The organism is Bradyrhizobium sp. SZCCHNS3002 (assembly GCF_032377435.1).
In the GTDB taxonomy this organism is placed as follows: domain Bacteria; phylum Pseudomonadota; class Alphaproteobacteria; order Rhizobiales; family Xanthobacteraceae; genus Bradyrhizobium.
The window spans coordinates 67,061-83,082 of the sequence record NZ_JAUHHY010000020.1 but is presented as its reverse complement, the minus strand read 5'-3'; the positions used below and the strand labels follow the sequence as shown (position 1 = coordinate 83,082).

The following is a 16,022-nucleotide window of genomic DNA, read 5'->3' as shown; positions in this document are numbered from 1 at the left end:
GGTTCATCTCATGCCATTCCCCGGGATGGCTGCGCGCGCCATCGGCGCCGCAGCCCTGCTCGCTCTGTCCGTGCACGCGTCAGCGGCGCAGACGCTGACCCTCCGCGCGGCGCTGACGCGCGCGCTCGCCGCCAATCCGCGGCTGTCCGCCGCCGACCGCGACATCGGCATCGCCTCCGGCCAGCGGCTGCAGGCCGGCGCGCTGCTCAATCCCGAGCTGTCCTACGAGCAGGACAATTCGCTTGGCTCGGGTCAATATCGCGGCACGCGGTCGGCCGAGACCACCTTGCAGATCAGCCAGGCGTTCGAATGGTTCGGCAAGCGTGACGCGCGCATCGCCGCCGGCCAGGCCGGCGTACGGGTCGCCGAGATCCAGCGCCAGGCGGTGCGGCTGGAAGTGCTGTCGGAGACCGCGATCGCCTTCGTGACGGTGCTCGCCACGCAGCGGCGCATCCAGATCCTCGACGATCAGGTCGCAGCGCTCGATCGCCTGACGCCGCTGCTGCGCCGTCGCGTCGAGGCCGGCGCGTCGTCGCCGGCGGAGACCGGCCGCGCCGAGGTCGCCTCGGCGCTGGTGCGGGCCGATCGCGAGCGCGTCAAGGCGACGCTGGCGAGCGCGCGCCGCGAGCTCGCCGTGCTGATCGGCGATGGCTCGGCGAAGCTGCCGGCCGTCACCGGCCGGTTCGACGCGACCGGCCAGCCGCCATCATTCCAGAGCGTGGTCGCGGCCATCGATGCCAATCCGCAGCTCGTCCGCTGGACCGCGGTCTACGCCCAGCGCAATGCCGAGCTGCTGCTGGCCCGGCTCAAGCCCTATCCCGACGTCCGTGTCGGCGCCGGCTGGCGGCACTTCAACGACACCCAGGATGATGCCGTCAGGCTCAGCGTCTCCGTGCCCATCCCGGTGTTCGACCAGAACCAGGGCAACATCCTCTCGGCGCAGGAAAGCGTCGCCAAGACCGAGGCCGAGCGCAAGGCCAACCGCAACGCGCTGCTGGTGATCGCCGGCCGCGCCTACGACTCGCTGCAAGGCTCGCTGCGGGAATTGTCGGTGTTGCGCGAGATCGCGATCCCGAAGGCGCAGGAGGCCGCCGACGAGATCGCGCAGGGCTACAGCGCCGGCCGCTTCTCCCTGCTCGAAGTGCTGGACGCGCAGGCGAGCGTGGCGCAGGCGCGGCTGCGCGAGCAGGAGGCGCTGCAGAACATCCATGTCGCCGTGGCGACGATCGAAGGCCTGGTCGGCCGTCCCTTCACCCTGGCACGGGAGAGCGCGCGATGAGACCGTTCACCATCATCCTGATTGCCGTCCTCGCTGCCGCGGCTGGCGCCGGCGCATCGCGCCTGCTGCTCGAGGCGGAGCCGCATGCCGACGCAACGGTCGGCCATGCCGATCATGCCGAGAAGGCGGCGCCGAAGGATCATGTCGAGCAGGACGAACATGGCGCCGACCGCATCCGCATCAGCGACGTGAAGCTCGCCGCCGCCGGCGTCGCGCTCGCCGAAGCGGGACCAGCGACCTTGTCCGATACGCTGTCGTTCAACGGCGTGCTGCGCGCCAACCAGGAAGCATTGGTGCAGGTGACGCCGCGCTTTCCCGGCATCGTCCGTGCCATCAGGAAGCGCATCGGCGACACCGTCGCCAAGGACGAGCTGCTCGCCGCGATCGAGAGCAATCAGAGCCTGACGGCGTATGACCTCAAGGCCCCGATCGGCGGCACCATCATCGACCGCCAGATCTCGCTCGGCGAATACGCCTCCGAGCAGAAGCCGGCCTTCGTGGTCGCCGATCTCTCCACGATCTGGGTCGACCTGTCGATCTACCGCCAGGATCTCCGGCGCGTCCGCCTCGACGACGAGGTGCTGATCGACCCCGATGACGGCCGCGGCGCGATCCGCGGCCACGTCTCCTACATCGCGCCGGTCGGCGCCAGCGAAACGCAGACCGCGCTCGCCCGCGTCGTGCTGGCCAATCCCGACGGCCGGCTGCGTCCGGGCCTGTTCGTCACCGCGCAGCTGGTTCTCGCCAAGCGCAGCGTCGCCGTGGCGGTCCGCGCCAGCGCGATCCAGACCCTGGAGAACAAGACCGTCGTGTTCGTGCGCGAGGAGGGCGACAAGATCGAGGCGCGCCCGGTGGTCACCGGCGAATCCGACCCGACCCATGTCGAGATCCGCGACGGCCTCGCCGCCGGTGAACACTACGTCGCCGAGAACAGTTTTGTGGTGAAAGCGGAGATGGGCAAGGGGGAGGCCGAGCATGATTGACGCGCTCCTCGCCTTCGCCGTGCGCCAGCGCTGGCTGGTGCTGCTCGTCGCGCTCGCCGCGGCCGGCTTCGGCGCCTGGAATTTCACCCGGCTGCCGATCGACGCCGTGCCAGATATCACCAACGTGCAGGTGCAGATCAACACCAAGGCGCCCGGCTACTCGCCGCTCGAGACCGAGCAGCGCATCACCTTCCCGGTCGAGACCGCGATGGGCGGCCTGCCGAAGTTGGACTACACCCGCTCGCTGTCGCGCTATGGGCTGAGCCAGGTCACCGTCGTGTTCCAGGACGGCACCGACATCTATTTCGCCCGCCAACTCGTCAACGAGCGCATCCAGCAGATCAAGGATCAACTGCCGCCGGGCGTCGAGGTGGCGATGGGACCGCTCTCGACCGGGCTCGGCGAGATCTTCATGTATGCGGTCGAAGCCAGGCCCGGCGCCAAGACGCCTGACGGCGCGGACTACTCGCCGACCGATCTGCGCACCATTCAGGACTGGATCATCCGGCCACAGCTGCGCGGCGTGCCGGGCGTGATCGAGGTCAACACCATCGGCGGCTTCGAGCGCCAGTTCCACGTGCTGCCCGATCCCGGCCGCCTGATGGCCTACAAGATCAGCTTCCGCGACGTCATCGCCGCGCTGGCGTCCAACAACGCCAATGTCGGCGCCGGCTATATCGAGCGCAATGGCGAGCAATATCTGGTGCGTGCGCCGGGCCAGGTCGGCAGCGCCGCCGAGCTCAAGGACATCGTGATCGGCGCCCGCGGCGGCACGCCGGTGCGCATCGGCGACGTCGCCGAGGTCAGCGAAGGGCGCGACCTGCGCACGGGCGCCGCGACGCTCAACGGCGAGGAGACGATCCTGGGTACGGCGATGCTCCTGATCGGCGAGAACAGCCGCGCCGTGGCGCGTCGCGTCGCGGCCCGGCTTGACGACATCGCCAAATCGCTGCCCGAGGGCGTGGTCACGCGCACGCTCTACGACCGCACCCATCTGGTCGAAGCGACGATCCGCACCGTGGAGAAGAACCTGCTCGAAGGCGCCGCGCTGGTCGTCGTGGTGCTGTTCCTGCTGCTCGGCAACATCCGGGCCGCGCTGGTCACCGCCTGCATCATCCCGCTGTCGATGGCGATGACCATCACCGGCATGGTCGAGAGCAAGGTCAGCGCCAACCTGATGAGTCTTGGCGCGATCGATTTCGGCATCATCGTCGATGGCGCCGTCATCATCGTCGAGAACTGCCTGCGGCTGCTGGCCCAGGCGCAGCATCGCAAGGGCGGACTGCTCACGACCGCCGAGCGGTTGCAGACCATCGTCAGCGGCGCGCGCGAGGTGATCGGCCCGAGCCTGTTCGGCACCGGCATCATCGCCGTGGTCTATCTGCCGGTGCTGACGCTGACCGGCGTCGAGGGCAAGATGTTCACGCCGATGGCGCTGACGGTGCTGATGGCGCTCGGCGCCGCCGTGCTGTTCTCCATCACCTTCGTGCCGGCAGCGGTCGCGATCTTCGTCACCGGCAAGGTCTCCGAACAGGAGAATTTCGTCATGCGCGGCGCGCGGCGGATCTACGCGCCGCTGCTGCGCGGCGTGATCGCGCACCGCCTGATGGTCGCGGCCATAGCCGTGGTGATCGTCGCGGCGAGCGGCTTTGCCGCGACGCGCATGGGCGGCGAGTTCATCCCGAGCCTCGACGAGGGCGATGTCGCGCTCGCGGCGTTGCGCATCCCGGGAACGAGCCTGACCCTCTCGGTCGACCTGCAGAAGGCGCTGGAGGCGCGGCTGCGGCTGATACCCGAAGTGAAGGACGCCTTCACCCGCATCGGCACGGCGGAGGTGGCGACCGATCCAATGGCGCCGTCGCAGGGCGACGGCTACATCATGCTGAAGCCGCGCCAGGAATGGCCCGACCCGGCGAAGCCGAAGGCGCAGCTCGTCGCCGAGATCGAGGCGGCGGCCGACGAGATCCCCGGCAGCAACTACGAGATTTCGCAGCCGATCCAGTTGCGTTTCAACGAGCTGATCTCCGGCGTGCGCAGCGACGTCGGCATCAAGATCTTCGGCGACGACCTCGACATCCTGCAGGGTGCCGCGCGCCAGGTCGAAGCCGCGATCCGCGGCGTCAATGGCGCCACCGACGTCAAGACCGAGCAGGTCGCGGGCCTGCCGATCCTGACCGTCAGGATCGACCGTCAGGCGCTGTCGCGTTACGGCCTCAGCGTGGCCGAGGTGCAGAGCGTGGTGGAGATCGCGATCGGCGGCAAGGCCGCTGGGAAGCTGTTCGACGGCGACCGCCGCTTCGACATCGTCGTCCGGCTCCCCGAGCGTCTGCGCGGCAATCTCGATGCGATCCGCGCGATCCCGATTCCGCTGCCGGCGGGTGAGGAGGCGAATGCCGCGCCGCTGCGCACCGCGTTCTCCTCGGTCACACAGCCGCGCTATGTGCCGCTGTCGTCGGTGGCCGCGGTCGCCTCGGCGCCGGGGCCGAACCAGGTCAGTCGCGAGAACGGCAAGCGGCGGATCGTCGTGTCAGCCAATGTTCGCGCCCGCGACCTCGGCTCGTTCGTGACCGACGCGCAGGCCGCGGTCGCCGAGAAGGTCAAGCTGCCGCCGGGCTATTGGATCGGCTGGGGCGGCCAGTTCGAGCAACTGGTGTCGGCGACCAAGCGTCTCACGATCGTGGTGCCGATCGCGCTGGCGCTGGTGTTCCTGCTGCTGTTCATGAGCATGGGCTCGTTTGCCGACGCCGCGCTGGTGTTCTCCGGCGTGCCATTGGCGCTGACCGGCGGCATCGCCGCGCTGCTGCTGCGCGGCCTGCCGCTGTCGATCTCGGCCGGCGTCGGATTCATCGCGCTGTCCGGCGTCGCCGTGCTCAACGGCCTGGTCATCATCGCCTTCATCGAGCGGCTACGCCGGGAGGGACGCTCCGTCCGCGCGGCGGTGGAGGAGGGCGCGCTGGCGCGATTGCGGCCGGTGCTGATGACGGCGCTCGTCGCCTCGCTCGGCTTCGTGCCGATGGCGATCGCGACCGGCGCCGGCGCCGAGGTCCAGCGCCCGCTCGCCACCGTCGTCATCGGCGGCATCATCTCGTCGACGATGCTGACGCTGCTGGTGCTGCCGGCGCTCTACGTGCTGTTCAGACGCGAGGCGCGGAGCGTGTAGGCGGAAGCGGCATGCAGCTCGCGACTTCGTCGCTGCATGCCGCGCGCGCTGGCGTCGAGACCTAGTTGAACGCCATCGGCGCCGCGCTGGCCATCCAGCCGTCGGTCCGTGCATTGCGGGCGAACCGCTGATATCTCGGCGCACGGGCTTCGCGCGTGACACGCGCCGCTGCGCCGAACATCGTGGAACCGCCAGTCGGGTTCACGATCGTGTAGCCGGCAATCGAGCGCGGATGCTCGCGGGTGACGTGACCGCCGGAATTGCCGTCATGCACATACCAGATGTTGCCCGCAACCTGCTGCTGCAGGATCATGACGTGGCCGGAGCGGACCGCAGCCATGCCCGGTGCGGGAGCCGCGCGTGGAAAGCGACGCCAGTTGGATGCGAGATTCAACTCGGGAATGACCCGGCCGAACGTATAGAGCGACGCTTCGCAGCCGCAGAAGGCATGCGGGCATCCCGACGGCCGGCCACCGACAACGCGGCCCTCGCCGGGGATCGAGGCCATGGCGTCCATGACGGAGTGATGGTGACGGTACGAGTAGTGATGATGATGATGGTGACGAGGACGCGCCTCGGCTTGAACGACGCGCCTCGGCTTGAACGGAGAGAGCCAGCAATGCGGCGACGACAATAACAACGCGGTACATTTGGAGGACTCCTGTACGCTGTGAAATCCCCCTGCCGCGCGCCAATCAACCTCTAAACATGTCCTCAAAGTGACCGAATCCCCTGTGAGCCATGCATTTGCGCGACAGCGCTGTCCGGTCATCCCGGTTCCAATTCATCAGGAGTGATTGACTCTCGATGTCGAGGATGACTCACAAACAGTCGAATGTTCCGCGTGGGAAGACCATGCTACCTACTAACAATGCGGCGACCGAGGCGGGCCTTCAGTCGTCCTGATAGCTGCAAAGATGCAGTCAGCATAAGTAACATCCTCCACGCGTGTGGCGCTCTTGGACATTCCAGCGCACTCATAGGAGATCGTCATGACCACGTTCCGCGGCAGTTGCCTGTGCGGCCGCGTCGGCTTCGAGGTCGAGGGGCCGTTCGACAAATTCCTCAATTGCCATTGCTCGCGCTGTCGCAAGGCCAGCGGCACGGCGCACTCCTGTGAGGTCGTCGTCAAGGCGGCGGCGCTGCGCTGGCTGCGCGGCGAGGCGAGCGTCACGCGGTTCGACCTGCCGCAGGCGCGCAGCTTCGCCACGGCCTTCTGCAGCACGTGCGGCAGCCCTATGCCGCATCTGACGCGCAGCGGCCACGAGGCGATCATTCCTGCCGGCGGCTTCGATGAGCCGCTCGGCGCCGTACCCGATCGCCACGTGCACTGGGCGTCACGTGCCGACTGGTACGTCGATGGTGGTGGGCTGCATGTCGACGACTGACTCGATCGAGAATGCCGCCCGTCGGGCGACTCATGTCGTTGGGCTGTGATGAACAGGCCTGTTCCTGCTCCTGATCTGCTCGATCGCCGCTGCGTCTGGAGACTGATTTCCTGAGCAGGTTCAGGCCGATTTGGGCTGTCCAGTCCCGGCAGAAAAAATATCCTGCTTGGCGGTTTCGGAAAATCATGATTGTTTGTCGCTGTCCCGCCTCATCGACGAGGGGCGTATCGCGGTCGTCACGACACGTGGAGGCGGGATGTGATGGGCGGGCCGGTTTGCAGCGTGGTCATTCGCGCGGACGAACAACATCGGCTCGCACGGTCAAGTCGCGTGGTCCTGATACTCCGATGCCAGTATCAAGCCTGCGTTGGCGCCAATGGCGCCGCGTGGGTGACGGTGACCAAAAAGCCCGGCGCACCGGGGAGAACGCGAAGCAGCCGTAAAGCCATCGCGCAGGGAGGGCCGGATCATCCGGCTGGACCTGTGGTACCTGCCGCCTGCATTTTTTGAGCAGGCGGGCCACGGGCCTCAGTCGAGGTCCGGCCTTCCCTGCACCCTTTCGTTTGAAGAGGGTGAGACCACTGTATCACTCGGACGCCTGGGGCGCCGCGAGGCCATGGACGCACATCCCCATATGCCGCTCAAAATTGTTGATCACGACGCGCCACTGGCTCAGTGCCGACCCTCCCCCTCCAGGGCAGGGCTATCGCATATGGAGATACAGGGCCATCGCGATGAACGATTCTGCAGGTTAGTTACTCCGTCATGCCCGCCTTGCCCGGGCATCCACGTCGTTCTCAGCATGATGACCGACGTGGATGGCCGGGACAAGCCCGGCCATGACGACGCGGAGAGAGGTAAGCGCAAAACCTCGATCGCCATATGTGATAGCCCTGCCCTCCGAGGGAGAGCGGCACCGAACTCGCGGCTCAGCTTTGGAAAGCGACGGGTGCGGACCCACAGGGCCGTTTTGAGGTGTCAGCCATGTCTCCGAACGCCTTCACGGCAGTTGTCAGCGCCATGCTCGGCGGCGACAAGGGCGGAGAGGCGATGCCGGAGTCGCCCCCGTTCGCCATTGACCGCCCGACCGTTTGGCCTATCTCTTCAACACCGCAAAGAAACGGAACTGGACCCTCCTGATGACCGCACATGTCAGCAACTTCGATGCCGCCATCGATCCCGTGAAGCTCGACCGCCTGGCCGAGGTCGCGGTGAAGGTCGGCTTGCAGCTTCGGCCCGGTCAGGATCTGCTGCTGACCGCGCCGTCGGTGGCGCTGCCGCTGGTGCGCAAGGTCGCCGAGCACGCCTACAAGGCCGGCGCGGGGATCGTGACGTCGTTCTTCTCCGACGAGGAGCTGACCTTGGCGCGCTATCGTTTCGGCCATGACAACAGCTTCGATCGCGCCGCCGACTGGCTCTATCAGGGCATGGCCAAGGCGTTCTCGGAGAACACCGCGCGGCTCGCCATCGTCGGCGACAATCCGATGCTGCTGTCCGGCCAGGATCCGGCCAAGGTGGCGCGCGCCAGCAAGGCCAACTCCAAGGCCTATCAGCCGGCGCTGGAGAAGATCACGAATTTCGAGACCAACTGGAACATCATCGCCTATCCGAGCCTCTCCTGGGCCAAGCTGGTCTTCCCGGATGTCCCGGAAGAGGTCGCGGTGGCGAAGCTCGCGGACGCGATCTTCGCGGCGTCGCGCGTCGATCGCGAGGATGCGGTGTCGGCCTGGGAGCGCCACAACGCGGTGCTGCGCGAGCGCACCGAATGGCTCAACGGCCAGCGCTTCAGTGCGCTGCATTACACCGGACCCGGCGTGGACCTGACGATCGGTCTCGCCGACGGCCATGAATGGGAGGGCGGCGCCTCGACCGCCAAGAACGGCATCACCTGCAATGCCAACATCCCGACCGAGGAAGTGTTCACGACGCCGCATTGCCGTCGCGTGTCGGGTCACGTCGTCAGCTCCAAGCCGCTGTCCTATCAGGGCACGCTGATCGACAACATCCAGGTGAAGTTCGAGGAGGGCCGCATCGTCGAGGCCAAGGCCTCGAAGGGCGAGGAAGTGCTGAACAAGGTGCTCGACACCGACGAGGGCGCGCGTCGGCTCGGCGAAGTCGCGCTGGTGCCGCACTCCTCGCCGATCTCCAAGAGCGGCCTGTTGTTCTACAACACGCTGTTCGACGAGAACGCCGCCTCGCACATCGCGCTCGGCCAGTGCTACTCGAAGTGCTTCGTCAACGGAACGTCGCTGTCGCCGCAGCAGATCGCCGCCCAGGGCGGCAACCAGAGCCTGATCCACATCGACTGGATGATCGGCGCGGCCGACACCGACATCGACGGCCTCCATGAAGACGGCCGCCGCGTGCCGGTGTTCCGCAAGGGCGAGTGGGCTTGAAGGACGAGTGGGCCTGACGCATGACGGGCCGGCGCCACGCGTGCACCGGCCCGAAGCGGGCCGCGAGCGATGCTCGCGGCGGGGTCGTCGTCGGTCGAACGGTCCTACTGCTTGGCGCTGCCGGTGGTGGCCTGCACGTCGATCGTGATCCGTTCCGACATGACCGGCTTGTTGTGCGGGATATGGCTCCAGTCGCCGAGCACGAGCTGCAAGGTGTGCTTGCCCGGCGTGAGATTGACCGAGGCTTCGGTCTGGCCCTTCCCGAAATGCACGTGGCCGGCATCGACCGGGATCGCCTCGTTGAGCGCATCGCCCTCGAGCGCGGGCGCGTCGATCAGCAGATGGTGGTGGCCGGTGTTGGGAGCCTCGGTGCCGGACGGCGCGACGCCCATGCCGGACAGGCCGAAGCGGATCAGCACCGGCGAGGAGACGGTGTCGCCGTCCTTGAGGTTGATGAAGTAGGCCTTGGCATTCTCGGGGGCGGGCGTTTCGCCCGCCATGACGACGCCGGTGGTTGCAAGGGTGGCGGCAGACAGCGTGAGGGCGAAGGCGAGGCTCAGTCGGCGCATCCTGGGAAATCCTTATCTCTGCGAAGGCGGCAAATCTCTAAAGGTGACGGCACAACTCAGGATGGGCAGGGCGACCGGAGGGGCGCCTGTCCGCATCTTGCAGTGCGGCTAAACAGTAGATCAGCAGGTTTGGCGAGGCCGCGAACAAATTGCGGCGTTCGCGTGAAGTTTATAGCGCTGGCGTGGTTGTGATGCGACGGCTGGTCGCGGCGATTGGTTCAAATTTTAACGACTGCGGAAAGCAGCCATTAGGTGCAACCGGCTACGGTCGCAGGCTCATGCCGGCGTTCGCCCGGTCATTTCAGTCCCATGCATTTGAGGTCCACGATGTCGCCGTCCTTGATCGAAACCGCCAATCTCACCGTCGACCTGGCGCCCGCTCCGATCGAGCCGTCCTGGATCATCGAGGGCAATCCGACCGCGACCTCCTGCACCATCGCGCGCAGCAGCGATGGCCTCGGCTCGACCATCGTCTGGCATTGCACCGAGGGCAAGTTCAATTGGTACTACGATTTCGACGAGACCATCCTGATCCTCGAAGGCGCGATCACGCTGGAGAGCGATGGGCTCCCGGCGAAGCGCTACGGGCCGGGCGACGTGATCTTCTTCCGCGACGGCGCGCATGCCAAATGGCATGTCGAGGGCCACGTCAAGAAGCTCGCCTTCTGCCTGAAGACGCAGCCCTATGTGCTCGGCCTCGCGGTGCGCGTGATCAACAAGCTCAAGCGCATGTTCCTGACGCCGGAAGGCCGCCGCGGCACCAGCCTCGCGGGCGCCTAGACGCCGTCGAGAATGATCACCGTCGGCGTCGAGGGCAGCAGCTCGCGCGACATCTTCAACGTCCGCTCGCCGCGCCGGTCGATCTCGAACTGCTGGCCGATCTTGCGCATGAACTCGTCGAGCGGCGTCGCGAAGCGGTGCATCGGCAGCACCACCGAGGCGCGCAGGCGCTTGGTGATCTCGGAGATGCCGTCGAGCGACATCGTGTAGGTGCCGTCGATCGGCACCATCACCACGTCGAGCCGGCCGATCGCGGCGAAATGCGTCTCGTCCAGCTTGACGTGCAGATGGCCGAGATGGCCGATGCACAGGCCGGCAACCTCGAAGATGAAGATCGAGTTGCCGTCCTTGATCATGTCGGCGCCGATCGAATCGCTGAAATAGCGCCGGATGTCGGTGGTGATGTTGCGGATCAGCACGTCGCCGATCCGCTCGTAGATCTGGGCCGGCTTGCCGTCGTCGCCCCAGCCATGCAGCACGTGCGGGATGCGCGGATCGGGCGCCAGCGTGTAGTGCGTCGAATGCGCCCGGTTCATGGTGATGACGTCGGGCAGCCGCCCGACCTGATAGGCGCCGCTGTAGTCGGTCGCGATGCGGATGCCCATCGGCGTGTCGATGAAGTAGGTCGAGTGGCCGGCATAGGTGATCGTCACCTCATTGCCGGCAGCCGCCGTCCGGCGCAGGCTGACCGGCATGGCGCGCGGCGGGTTGCCGGCCATCGCCAGGCACTCGCTGGTGCGCGGCCCCGATTGCGCCACCGCGGGCGATGCGAATGCGACCAGGACGGCAAGCAGCGAGACCAGCGAGCGCAGCATGGCAGTTCCCCTTCAACAGCGCGTGCGAGTGTAGCGAGGAATTGCGATCAGAACTATCCTCGGCGCAACGCTCGGCTTGAGAGCGCGGCGCGATGCGGGAGGATGGCATGACGGATCAGGTGTTGCAGCCGCTGCGCGAGATCGACGCAGGCGTGCTCCGCATTGCCTATTTCGAGGGCGGGCCGGCCGACGGTCCCGTCGTCATCCTGCTGCACGGCTATCCCTACGATATCCACGCCTATGTCGAGGTCGCGCCGCGGCTCGCGGCACAAGGCTGCCGCGTCGTCGTGCCCTATCTGCGCGGCTATGGACCCACTCGTTTCCGCGACGCATCGACGCCGCGCTCGGGCCAGCAGGCCGCGGTCGGCGCCGACCTGATCGCGCTGATGGATGCGCTGGCGATCCCGCGCGCGGTGTTCGCCGGCTATGATTGGGGTGGCCGCGCGGCTTGCGTCGGCGCGGCGCTGTGGCCCGAGCGCTGCACGGGCCTGGTCTCCGTGAACGGCTATCTGATCCAGGACATCGCGCGGGCGCTGGAGCCGGCGCCGGTGCCGCGCGAGTTCGCGTTCTGGTATCAATGGTACTTCCAGACCGAGCGCGGACGGGCCGGGCTCGCGGCCCACCGCGCCGAAATTGCACGGCTGCTGTGGCAGCAATGGTCACCGCACTGGCGCTTCGACGATGCGACCTTCGCGCGCGCGGCGGAGGCGTTCGACAATCCCGATCACGTCGATGTCGTGATCCACAGCTATCGGCATCGCTACGGGCTGGCCGAGGGGGACCCGCGCTATCAGGACATCGAGCAGCGGCTGGCGAGCCTGCCTGTCATCGCGGTGCCCACGATCACGCTCGATGGCGACGCCGACGGCGTGATCCCGGCGACGGACGGCCAGGCGCATGCTGCGAAGTTCAGCAACCGGATCGGCCATCGCGTGATCCCTCGGGCCGGCCACAATTTGCCGCAGGAAGAGCCGGCGGCGTTCGCCGCCGCCGTGATGGAGGTGCTGCGCTGAACGCTTCAGGTCCGTGCCGGGCTCAGCTTCCAGGCCGCGAGCAAGAGGCCCGCGGTCATCAGGCCGCAGACGATCGCAGCCTCGGGCAGCGCGAGCGCCAGCGCCGCGGTCGCCGCCCAGCCGATCGAGGAGAAGGCCTCGGCAAAGGTCGCCAGCCGCGACGAGGTCTGGCGGCGCCGGAACTGGCTGCGCCGCGCCTGGATCCGGAACCAGAGCTGGATGGCCGTGGAGGAGACGGTCGCAACCAGCACGGCCACCGCTGTGACCACCGCCTGCGCCGGCGCGACCCAGCCGAGCGCGAGCACGAGAGGCGCAAAGATCATCGCGATCGTGATCAGCACGACCTCGACCTTGGCGCGCACGATGCGCGTCCCCGGCAGCGGCGCCGTCGCCACCAGTTCGGGCGCGTCCTCGCCGGAGATGGTGAGCCAAGCGAGGCCGCCCGCGAGCTGGCCCGCCGCCATCACGACGACCGGCGTGATCAGGAACACCGCCTGCGAGCTGTCGGAGTAGCTGCGCCACAGCAGCAGCGCCGGAGGCACCAGATAGAGCAGTTGCATCAGCGTCTGCGAGATCAGCCAGGGATCGCGCCGCAGCAGCATGAACTCCTTGCGCCGCAGCGCCTGCTGCCGCGAGCCGCCGCGAAACGACCTGACGCGTGCGCCGGCGCGGCTGGAGACGCCCTGGGCCGCGGCGCTGATCGCGGTGTCGGCGAAACGCGGCGAGAACATGATCATGACGACGCCGAGCAGCAGCAGTCCGGTGGCCAGCAGAATCAGCAGCGCCTGGCCGTCGCCGAGCGCCGCTCGGGCCGGCAGCCAGACAAGACTGTCGGGATCGGGCGCGATGGCGGCCGCGGCATCCGAGGTGAGGACGGCGAAGCGCGACAGCGTGCCATAGGAGACGATCGCAGCGATCTGCAGCACGATGACGAAGCCGGCGCCGATCACGGCCGCCAGGATCTGGGCGACCAGCCGCGTTCGCGCCGGGCCGATCAGGCGGAACAGGACGATCGTGATGGCGATGGCGATAGCCGCCGCCGACAGGCCGACGGCTGCGACCACGACGAACGCCGCGAGCCAGCGCGCGCCACCCTCGATCAGCAGCACGTCGACGAAGGGGGTCGCGAGCAGCAGCGCCATGCTGGTCACGGAGAGCGCGATCGCCGCGATCCGGACGGAGAAGATCTCGGCCAGCCGCACCGGCGACGACATGATGAGATCGAGGTCGGCTCGGGCGTAGAACACGCGGGTGACGGATTCGATCGCCTGCGACAGCATCAAGGCCCAGGACAGCATGATGGTCGCGGTGATGACGATCAGCGCGGTCTTGTCGAGCGGCGGCGCGAGATCGGCGTAGCGGCCGACCACGACCCAGGCCGGCAGATGCATGAGGGCGCCGAACAGCACGAGACCGATGATGGCGGCCCGCGTGCGGCGCCGCCGGCCGGCCGTGATCATGCCGAGCCATTCCCGCCAGGCGAGCCGGAGCTCGTGACGGGCGAACCAGGCGAGCGTCGCCGCCCGCGTCATGCCGCGGACTCGACGTCGACCAGCGCGATGAACAGCTCCTCCAGGCTGGTGTCGGTGCGCCCGTTCTGCTGGCGGAGCTCGGCGAGCGTGCCCTCGGCGACGACGCGTCCGGCGGCGATGACGCCAATCCGGTCGGCCATGCGCTCGGCGACTTCGAGAATGTGCGTGGTCATGATCACCGTGCCGCCGCGGCGGACGCGCTCGGCCAGCAGGCCCTTGACGTGCCGCGCCGACACCGCGTCCAGGCCGGTCAGCGGCTCGTCCAGGATGATCAGCCGCGGGTCGTGGATCAGCGCGCCGGCGAGCGCCACCTTCTGGCGCATACCCTTGGAAAAGCCTTCGCAGCGCTCGTGCAGATGCGGCTCCAGCCCGAGCGAGACCAGAAGCTCGGTTGCCGCCTCACCTGATCTCGCGGGATCGATGCCCCACAGTCCGGCGACGAATTCGAGATATTCGAGCGGCGTGAGCTTGTCGTAGATCATGGGCTCGTCGGAGACCCAGGCCATCACCTGCTTGGCCGCGATCGGGTCGCGCAGCGCGTCGATGCCGAAGATCTCGATCCGCCCGGCATCCGGCCGCAGCAGGCCCGCGACCATGCGCAGCGTGGTCGTCTTGCCGGCGCCGTTCGGGCCGACCAGTGCGTAGAACTCACCCGAGCGCACCACGAGGTCGAGTGCATCGACCGCCGGCCGATCGAAACATTTCGTCAGTCCTCGCACGGCGAGGGCGGGGCTGCCTGGGATCATGACGGCACTATCGCCTCGTTGGGGTGGCGTCTGCAATGTGGATGCAACTCGTTGCGGCGTGGTGAACGGACCAGCGGTGATGACCGGTTCCGCGCTGCCGCCGTGGTCCTGCGCCATTGGGCAGCTGTACCGATGCGGGCGATGGTCAATGGTTCACGGAACCCGCGCTTTCAGGCGACAGCACCCGGGCCTCTGCCATCAGCGGCAAGGCCTGATACCGGGAGATGCCGGTCTCGTCGATCACGAACAGCGGCCGTACCTGCCGCGCATCGCTGTCCTGGATCATCGCCATGCGCTGATTGTCGAGCATCAGCCAATGTCCGTCGAGGCGCGCCGCCGCGACGGCATGATCCTCGCCCCGAACGGCATCGTGCAGGATCACGATCCGCAGATCGTCGGCGGCAATGCCGGCCATCTGAAGCGCGACGAACTTGGCGATCGCGTAGTCCTCACAGTCGCCGGCCCGGTGCTCGAACGTCACAAGAGGAGAGGCCCAGACATCCATCTGGCCATATTGAGCGAGGTCGCTGGCGGGGCGGATGGCCAGGTTGATCGCGCGATTGATCTGGCCGAGCCGTGCCCGCCCCTCGCGGAGACGGCCCTGATCGATGATCGTGAGCAGGCTGAGGGCGGCAGGGGAAACGCAGCGTTCGCGGTCGCCATCGCACAGCGCAAGCTGCACGCGCTCGTCATCGAGCTTGCGCGCGAGCGCCACCCACTTGTCGCGCAACGCGCCGGCGTCGAGGATGACCCGCGGCAGGGCGAAAGGCTCCGCATCCTCGATGGCTGCGAGCCCCAGTGGGCGCACGGCAGGACCGGCGCTCGCCGGACTGCCGAGCCATATGGCGGCGCTGGCGGCCGCGGCCGCCAGCAATGCGCGCATCAGCGCGAGAAAATTCATGTGACGCCCCGTGCCCGGATCTCGGTCGGCGCGATGCAGCGCCTGACGGAACCGGATGCTTGTTGGCGGTCAGCATGGATGTGGAGGCTTGGCCTCTGCTTAAAACCGGCACGCGGGCGATCAAATCGCAGGATTTACGCTGAACGTTGTGTTGCTCCGATGCGACAAATCCTAGCGAAAGCTGAGCGATGGTCGCGAAGGTCGGAAGGGTTCGCGGTGAAGTTGTGCTTTGAACTCAGCCGCCGCTCCCGCCAAATTGATGCAATTCGTCGATTCTTGTTCTCCCACCCACAGTCCTGCACTTGAAATCCGTTGTCAGGGGTAAGCCGGTGCGGATGTCGATGTCGGCAAAGGTATTGGCTGGTCTATGAATACTTGGAATTACTTCTATTTTCTGGAGAGACGTGAATTTTGACTTGGCCGGTTCCGCCCGGAGCCAGCTGTAAAGAGGGCAGAAACT

The 16,022-nt window shown here is 67.2% G+C and carries 13 protein-coding genes; 7 read left to right on the top strand and 6 right to left on the bottom strand.

Annotation, left to right across the window (positions count from 1 at the left end):
* Window positions 1–10: 10 nt before the first annotated feature.
* The 3 genes from ihpA to QW845_RS30625 are packed head-to-tail and all read left to right on the top strand — an operon-like array spanning window position 11 to window position 5,422.
* A complete protein-coding gene (gene ihpA, locus QW845_RS30635) occupies window positions 11–1,279 on the top strand; it encodes a divalent metal ion exporter subunit IhpA (RefSeq protein ID WP_315805238.1) in 1,269 nt (422 codons plus the stop codon).
* Window positions 1,276–2,262, top strand: a complete 987-nt coding sequence (gene ihpB, locus QW845_RS30630; protein ID WP_315805237.1) for a divalent metal ion exporter adaptor subunit IhpB — start codon at window positions 1,276–1,278, stop codon at window positions 2,260–2,262. The genes ihpA and ihpB overlap by 4 nt, the downstream gene beginning before the upstream one ends.
* Complete coding sequence (locus QW845_RS30625; RefSeq protein ID WP_315805236.1) at window positions 2,255–5,422, top strand: CusA/CzcA family heavy metal efflux RND transporter; 3,168 nt, start codon at window positions 2,255–2,257, stop codon at window positions 5,420–5,422. Before ihpB ends, QW845_RS30625 begins: the two co-directional genes overlap by 8 nt.
* Window positions 5,423–5,483: 61 nt before the next feature.
* Here the strand turns inward: QW845_RS30625 and QW845_RS30620 are convergent, their stop codons facing one another.
* Entirely contained in the window at window positions 5,484–5,939 is a 456-nt protein-coding gene (locus QW845_RS30620; protein WP_315805235.1) for a hypothetical protein, read from the bottom strand.
* A gap of 475 nt (window positions 5,940–6,414) precedes the next feature.
* Here QW845_RS30620 and QW845_RS30615 point away from each other — a divergent pair, with 475 nt between their 5' ends.
* Both QW845_RS30615 and QW845_RS30610 read left to right on the top strand, forming a co-directional pair.
* Complete coding sequence (locus tag QW845_RS30615) at window positions 6,415–6,810, top strand: GFA family protein (RefSeq protein WP_315805234.1); 396 nt, start codon at window positions 6,415–6,417, stop codon at window positions 6,808–6,810.
* A gap of 1,139 nt (window positions 6,811–7,949) precedes the next feature.
* Window positions 7,950–9,206, top strand: a complete 1,257-nt coding sequence (locus QW845_RS30610; RefSeq protein WP_315805233.1) for an aminopeptidase — start codon at window positions 7,950–7,952, stop codon at window positions 9,204–9,206.
* A gap of 104 nt (window positions 9,207–9,310) precedes the next feature.
* Here QW845_RS30610 and QW845_RS30605 read toward each other — a convergent pair whose 3' ends face one another.
* Window positions 9,311–9,775, bottom strand: coding sequence for a DUF4399 domain-containing protein (locus QW845_RS30605; RefSeq protein ID WP_315805232.1), 465 nt, complete (start codon window positions 9,773–9,775; stop codon window positions 9,311–9,313).
* 327 nt (window positions 9,776–10,102) lie between these two features.
* Here QW845_RS30605 and QW845_RS30600 point away from each other — a divergent pair, with 327 nt between their 5' ends.
* On the top strand, window positions 10,103–10,555 hold the full coding sequence (locus tag QW845_RS30600) for a cupin domain-containing protein (protein ID WP_315805231.1): 453 nt from the start codon (window positions 10,103–10,105) through the stop codon (window positions 10,553–10,555).
* On the opposite strand, the gene QW845_RS30595 is transcribed toward QW845_RS30600, so the two are convergent.
* Entirely contained in the window at window positions 10,552–11,370 is an 819-nt protein-coding gene (locus QW845_RS30595) for an MBL fold metallo-hydrolase (protein WP_315805230.1), read from the bottom strand. The two genes, QW845_RS30600 and QW845_RS30595, sit on opposite strands and share 4 nt — an antisense overlap.
* Window positions 11,371–11,477: 107 nt before the next feature.
* Here QW845_RS30595 and QW845_RS30590 point away from each other — a divergent pair, with 107 nt between their 5' ends.
* On the top strand, window positions 11,478–12,383 hold the full coding sequence (locus QW845_RS30590) for an alpha/beta hydrolase (RefSeq protein ID WP_315805229.1): 906 nt from the start codon (window positions 11,478–11,480) through the stop codon (window positions 12,381–12,383).
* A 5-nt stretch (window positions 12,384–12,388) separates the two neighbouring features.
* On the opposite strand, the gene QW845_RS30585 is transcribed toward QW845_RS30590, so the two are convergent.
* The 3 genes from QW845_RS30585 to QW845_RS30575 form a co-directional block, all read right to left on the bottom strand.
* Window positions 12,389–13,915, bottom strand: a complete 1,527-nt coding sequence (locus QW845_RS30585) for a permease (protein ID WP_315805228.1) — start codon at window positions 13,913–13,915, stop codon at window positions 12,389–12,391.
* On the bottom strand, window positions 13,912–14,661 hold the full coding sequence (locus tag QW845_RS30580; RefSeq protein WP_315805227.1) for an ABC transporter ATP-binding protein: 750 nt from the start codon (window positions 14,659–14,661) through the stop codon (window positions 13,912–13,914). Before QW845_RS30580 ends, QW845_RS30585 begins: the two co-directional genes overlap by 4 nt.
* 145 nt (window positions 14,662–14,806) lie before the next feature.
* The gene (locus tag QW845_RS30575) at window positions 14,807–15,562 is read right to left on the bottom strand and encodes a transglutaminase-like cysteine peptidase (protein ID WP_409997985.1); all 756 of its coding nucleotides are present in this window, start codon (window positions 15,560–15,562) and stop codon (window positions 14,807–14,809) included.
* Between the last annotated feature and the right edge of the window lie 460 nt (window positions 15,563–16,022).

Coding starts and splice junctions, on each gene's coding strand:
- QW845_RS30580 (WP_315805227.1), bottom strand. CDS start 14,661: ATGATCCCAGGCAGCCCCGCCCTCGCCGTGCGAGGACTGACGAAATGT.
- QW845_RS30610 (WP_315805233.1), top strand. CDS start 7,950: ATGACCGCACATGTCAGCAACTTCGATGCCGCCATCGATCCCGTGAAG.
- ihpB (WP_315805237.1), top strand. CDS start 1,276: ATGAGACCGTTCACCATCATCCTGATTGCCGTCCTCGCTGCCGCGGCT.
- ihpA (WP_315805238.1), top strand. CDS start 11: ATGCCATTCCCCGGGATGGCTGCGCGCGCCATCGGCGCCGCAGCCCTG.
- QW845_RS30615 (WP_315805234.1), top strand. CDS start 6,415: ATGACCACGTTCCGCGGCAGTTGCCTGTGCGGCCGCGTCGGCTTCGAG.
- QW845_RS30585 (WP_315805228.1), bottom strand. CDS start 13,915: ATGACGCGGGCGGCGACGCTCGCCTGGTTCGCCCGTCACGAGCTCCGG.
- QW845_RS30595 (WP_315805230.1), bottom strand. CDS start 11,370: ATGCTGCGCTCGCTGGTCTCGCTGCTTGCCGTCCTGGTCGCATTCGCA.
- QW845_RS30590 (WP_315805229.1), top strand. CDS start 11,478: ATGACGGATCAGGTGTTGCAGCCGCTGCGCGAGATCGACGCAGGCGTG.
- QW845_RS30575 (WP_409997985.1), bottom strand. CDS start 15,562: ATGAATTTTCTCGCGCTGATGCGCGCATTGCTGGCGGCCGCGGCCGCC.
- QW845_RS30620 (WP_315805235.1), bottom strand. CDS start 5,939: ATGGACGCCATGGCCTCGATCCCCGGCGAGGGCCGCGTTGTCGGTGGC.
- QW845_RS30605 (WP_315805232.1), bottom strand. CDS start 9,775: ATGCGCCGACTGAGCCTCGCCTTCGCCCTCACGCTGTCTGCCGCCACC.
- QW845_RS30600 (WP_315805231.1), top strand. CDS start 10,103: ATGTCGCCGTCCTTGATCGAAACCGCCAATCTCACCGTCGACCTGGCG.
- QW845_RS30625 (WP_315805236.1), top strand. CDS start 2,255: ATGATTGACGCGCTCCTCGCCTTCGCCGTGCGCCAGCGCTGGCTGGTG.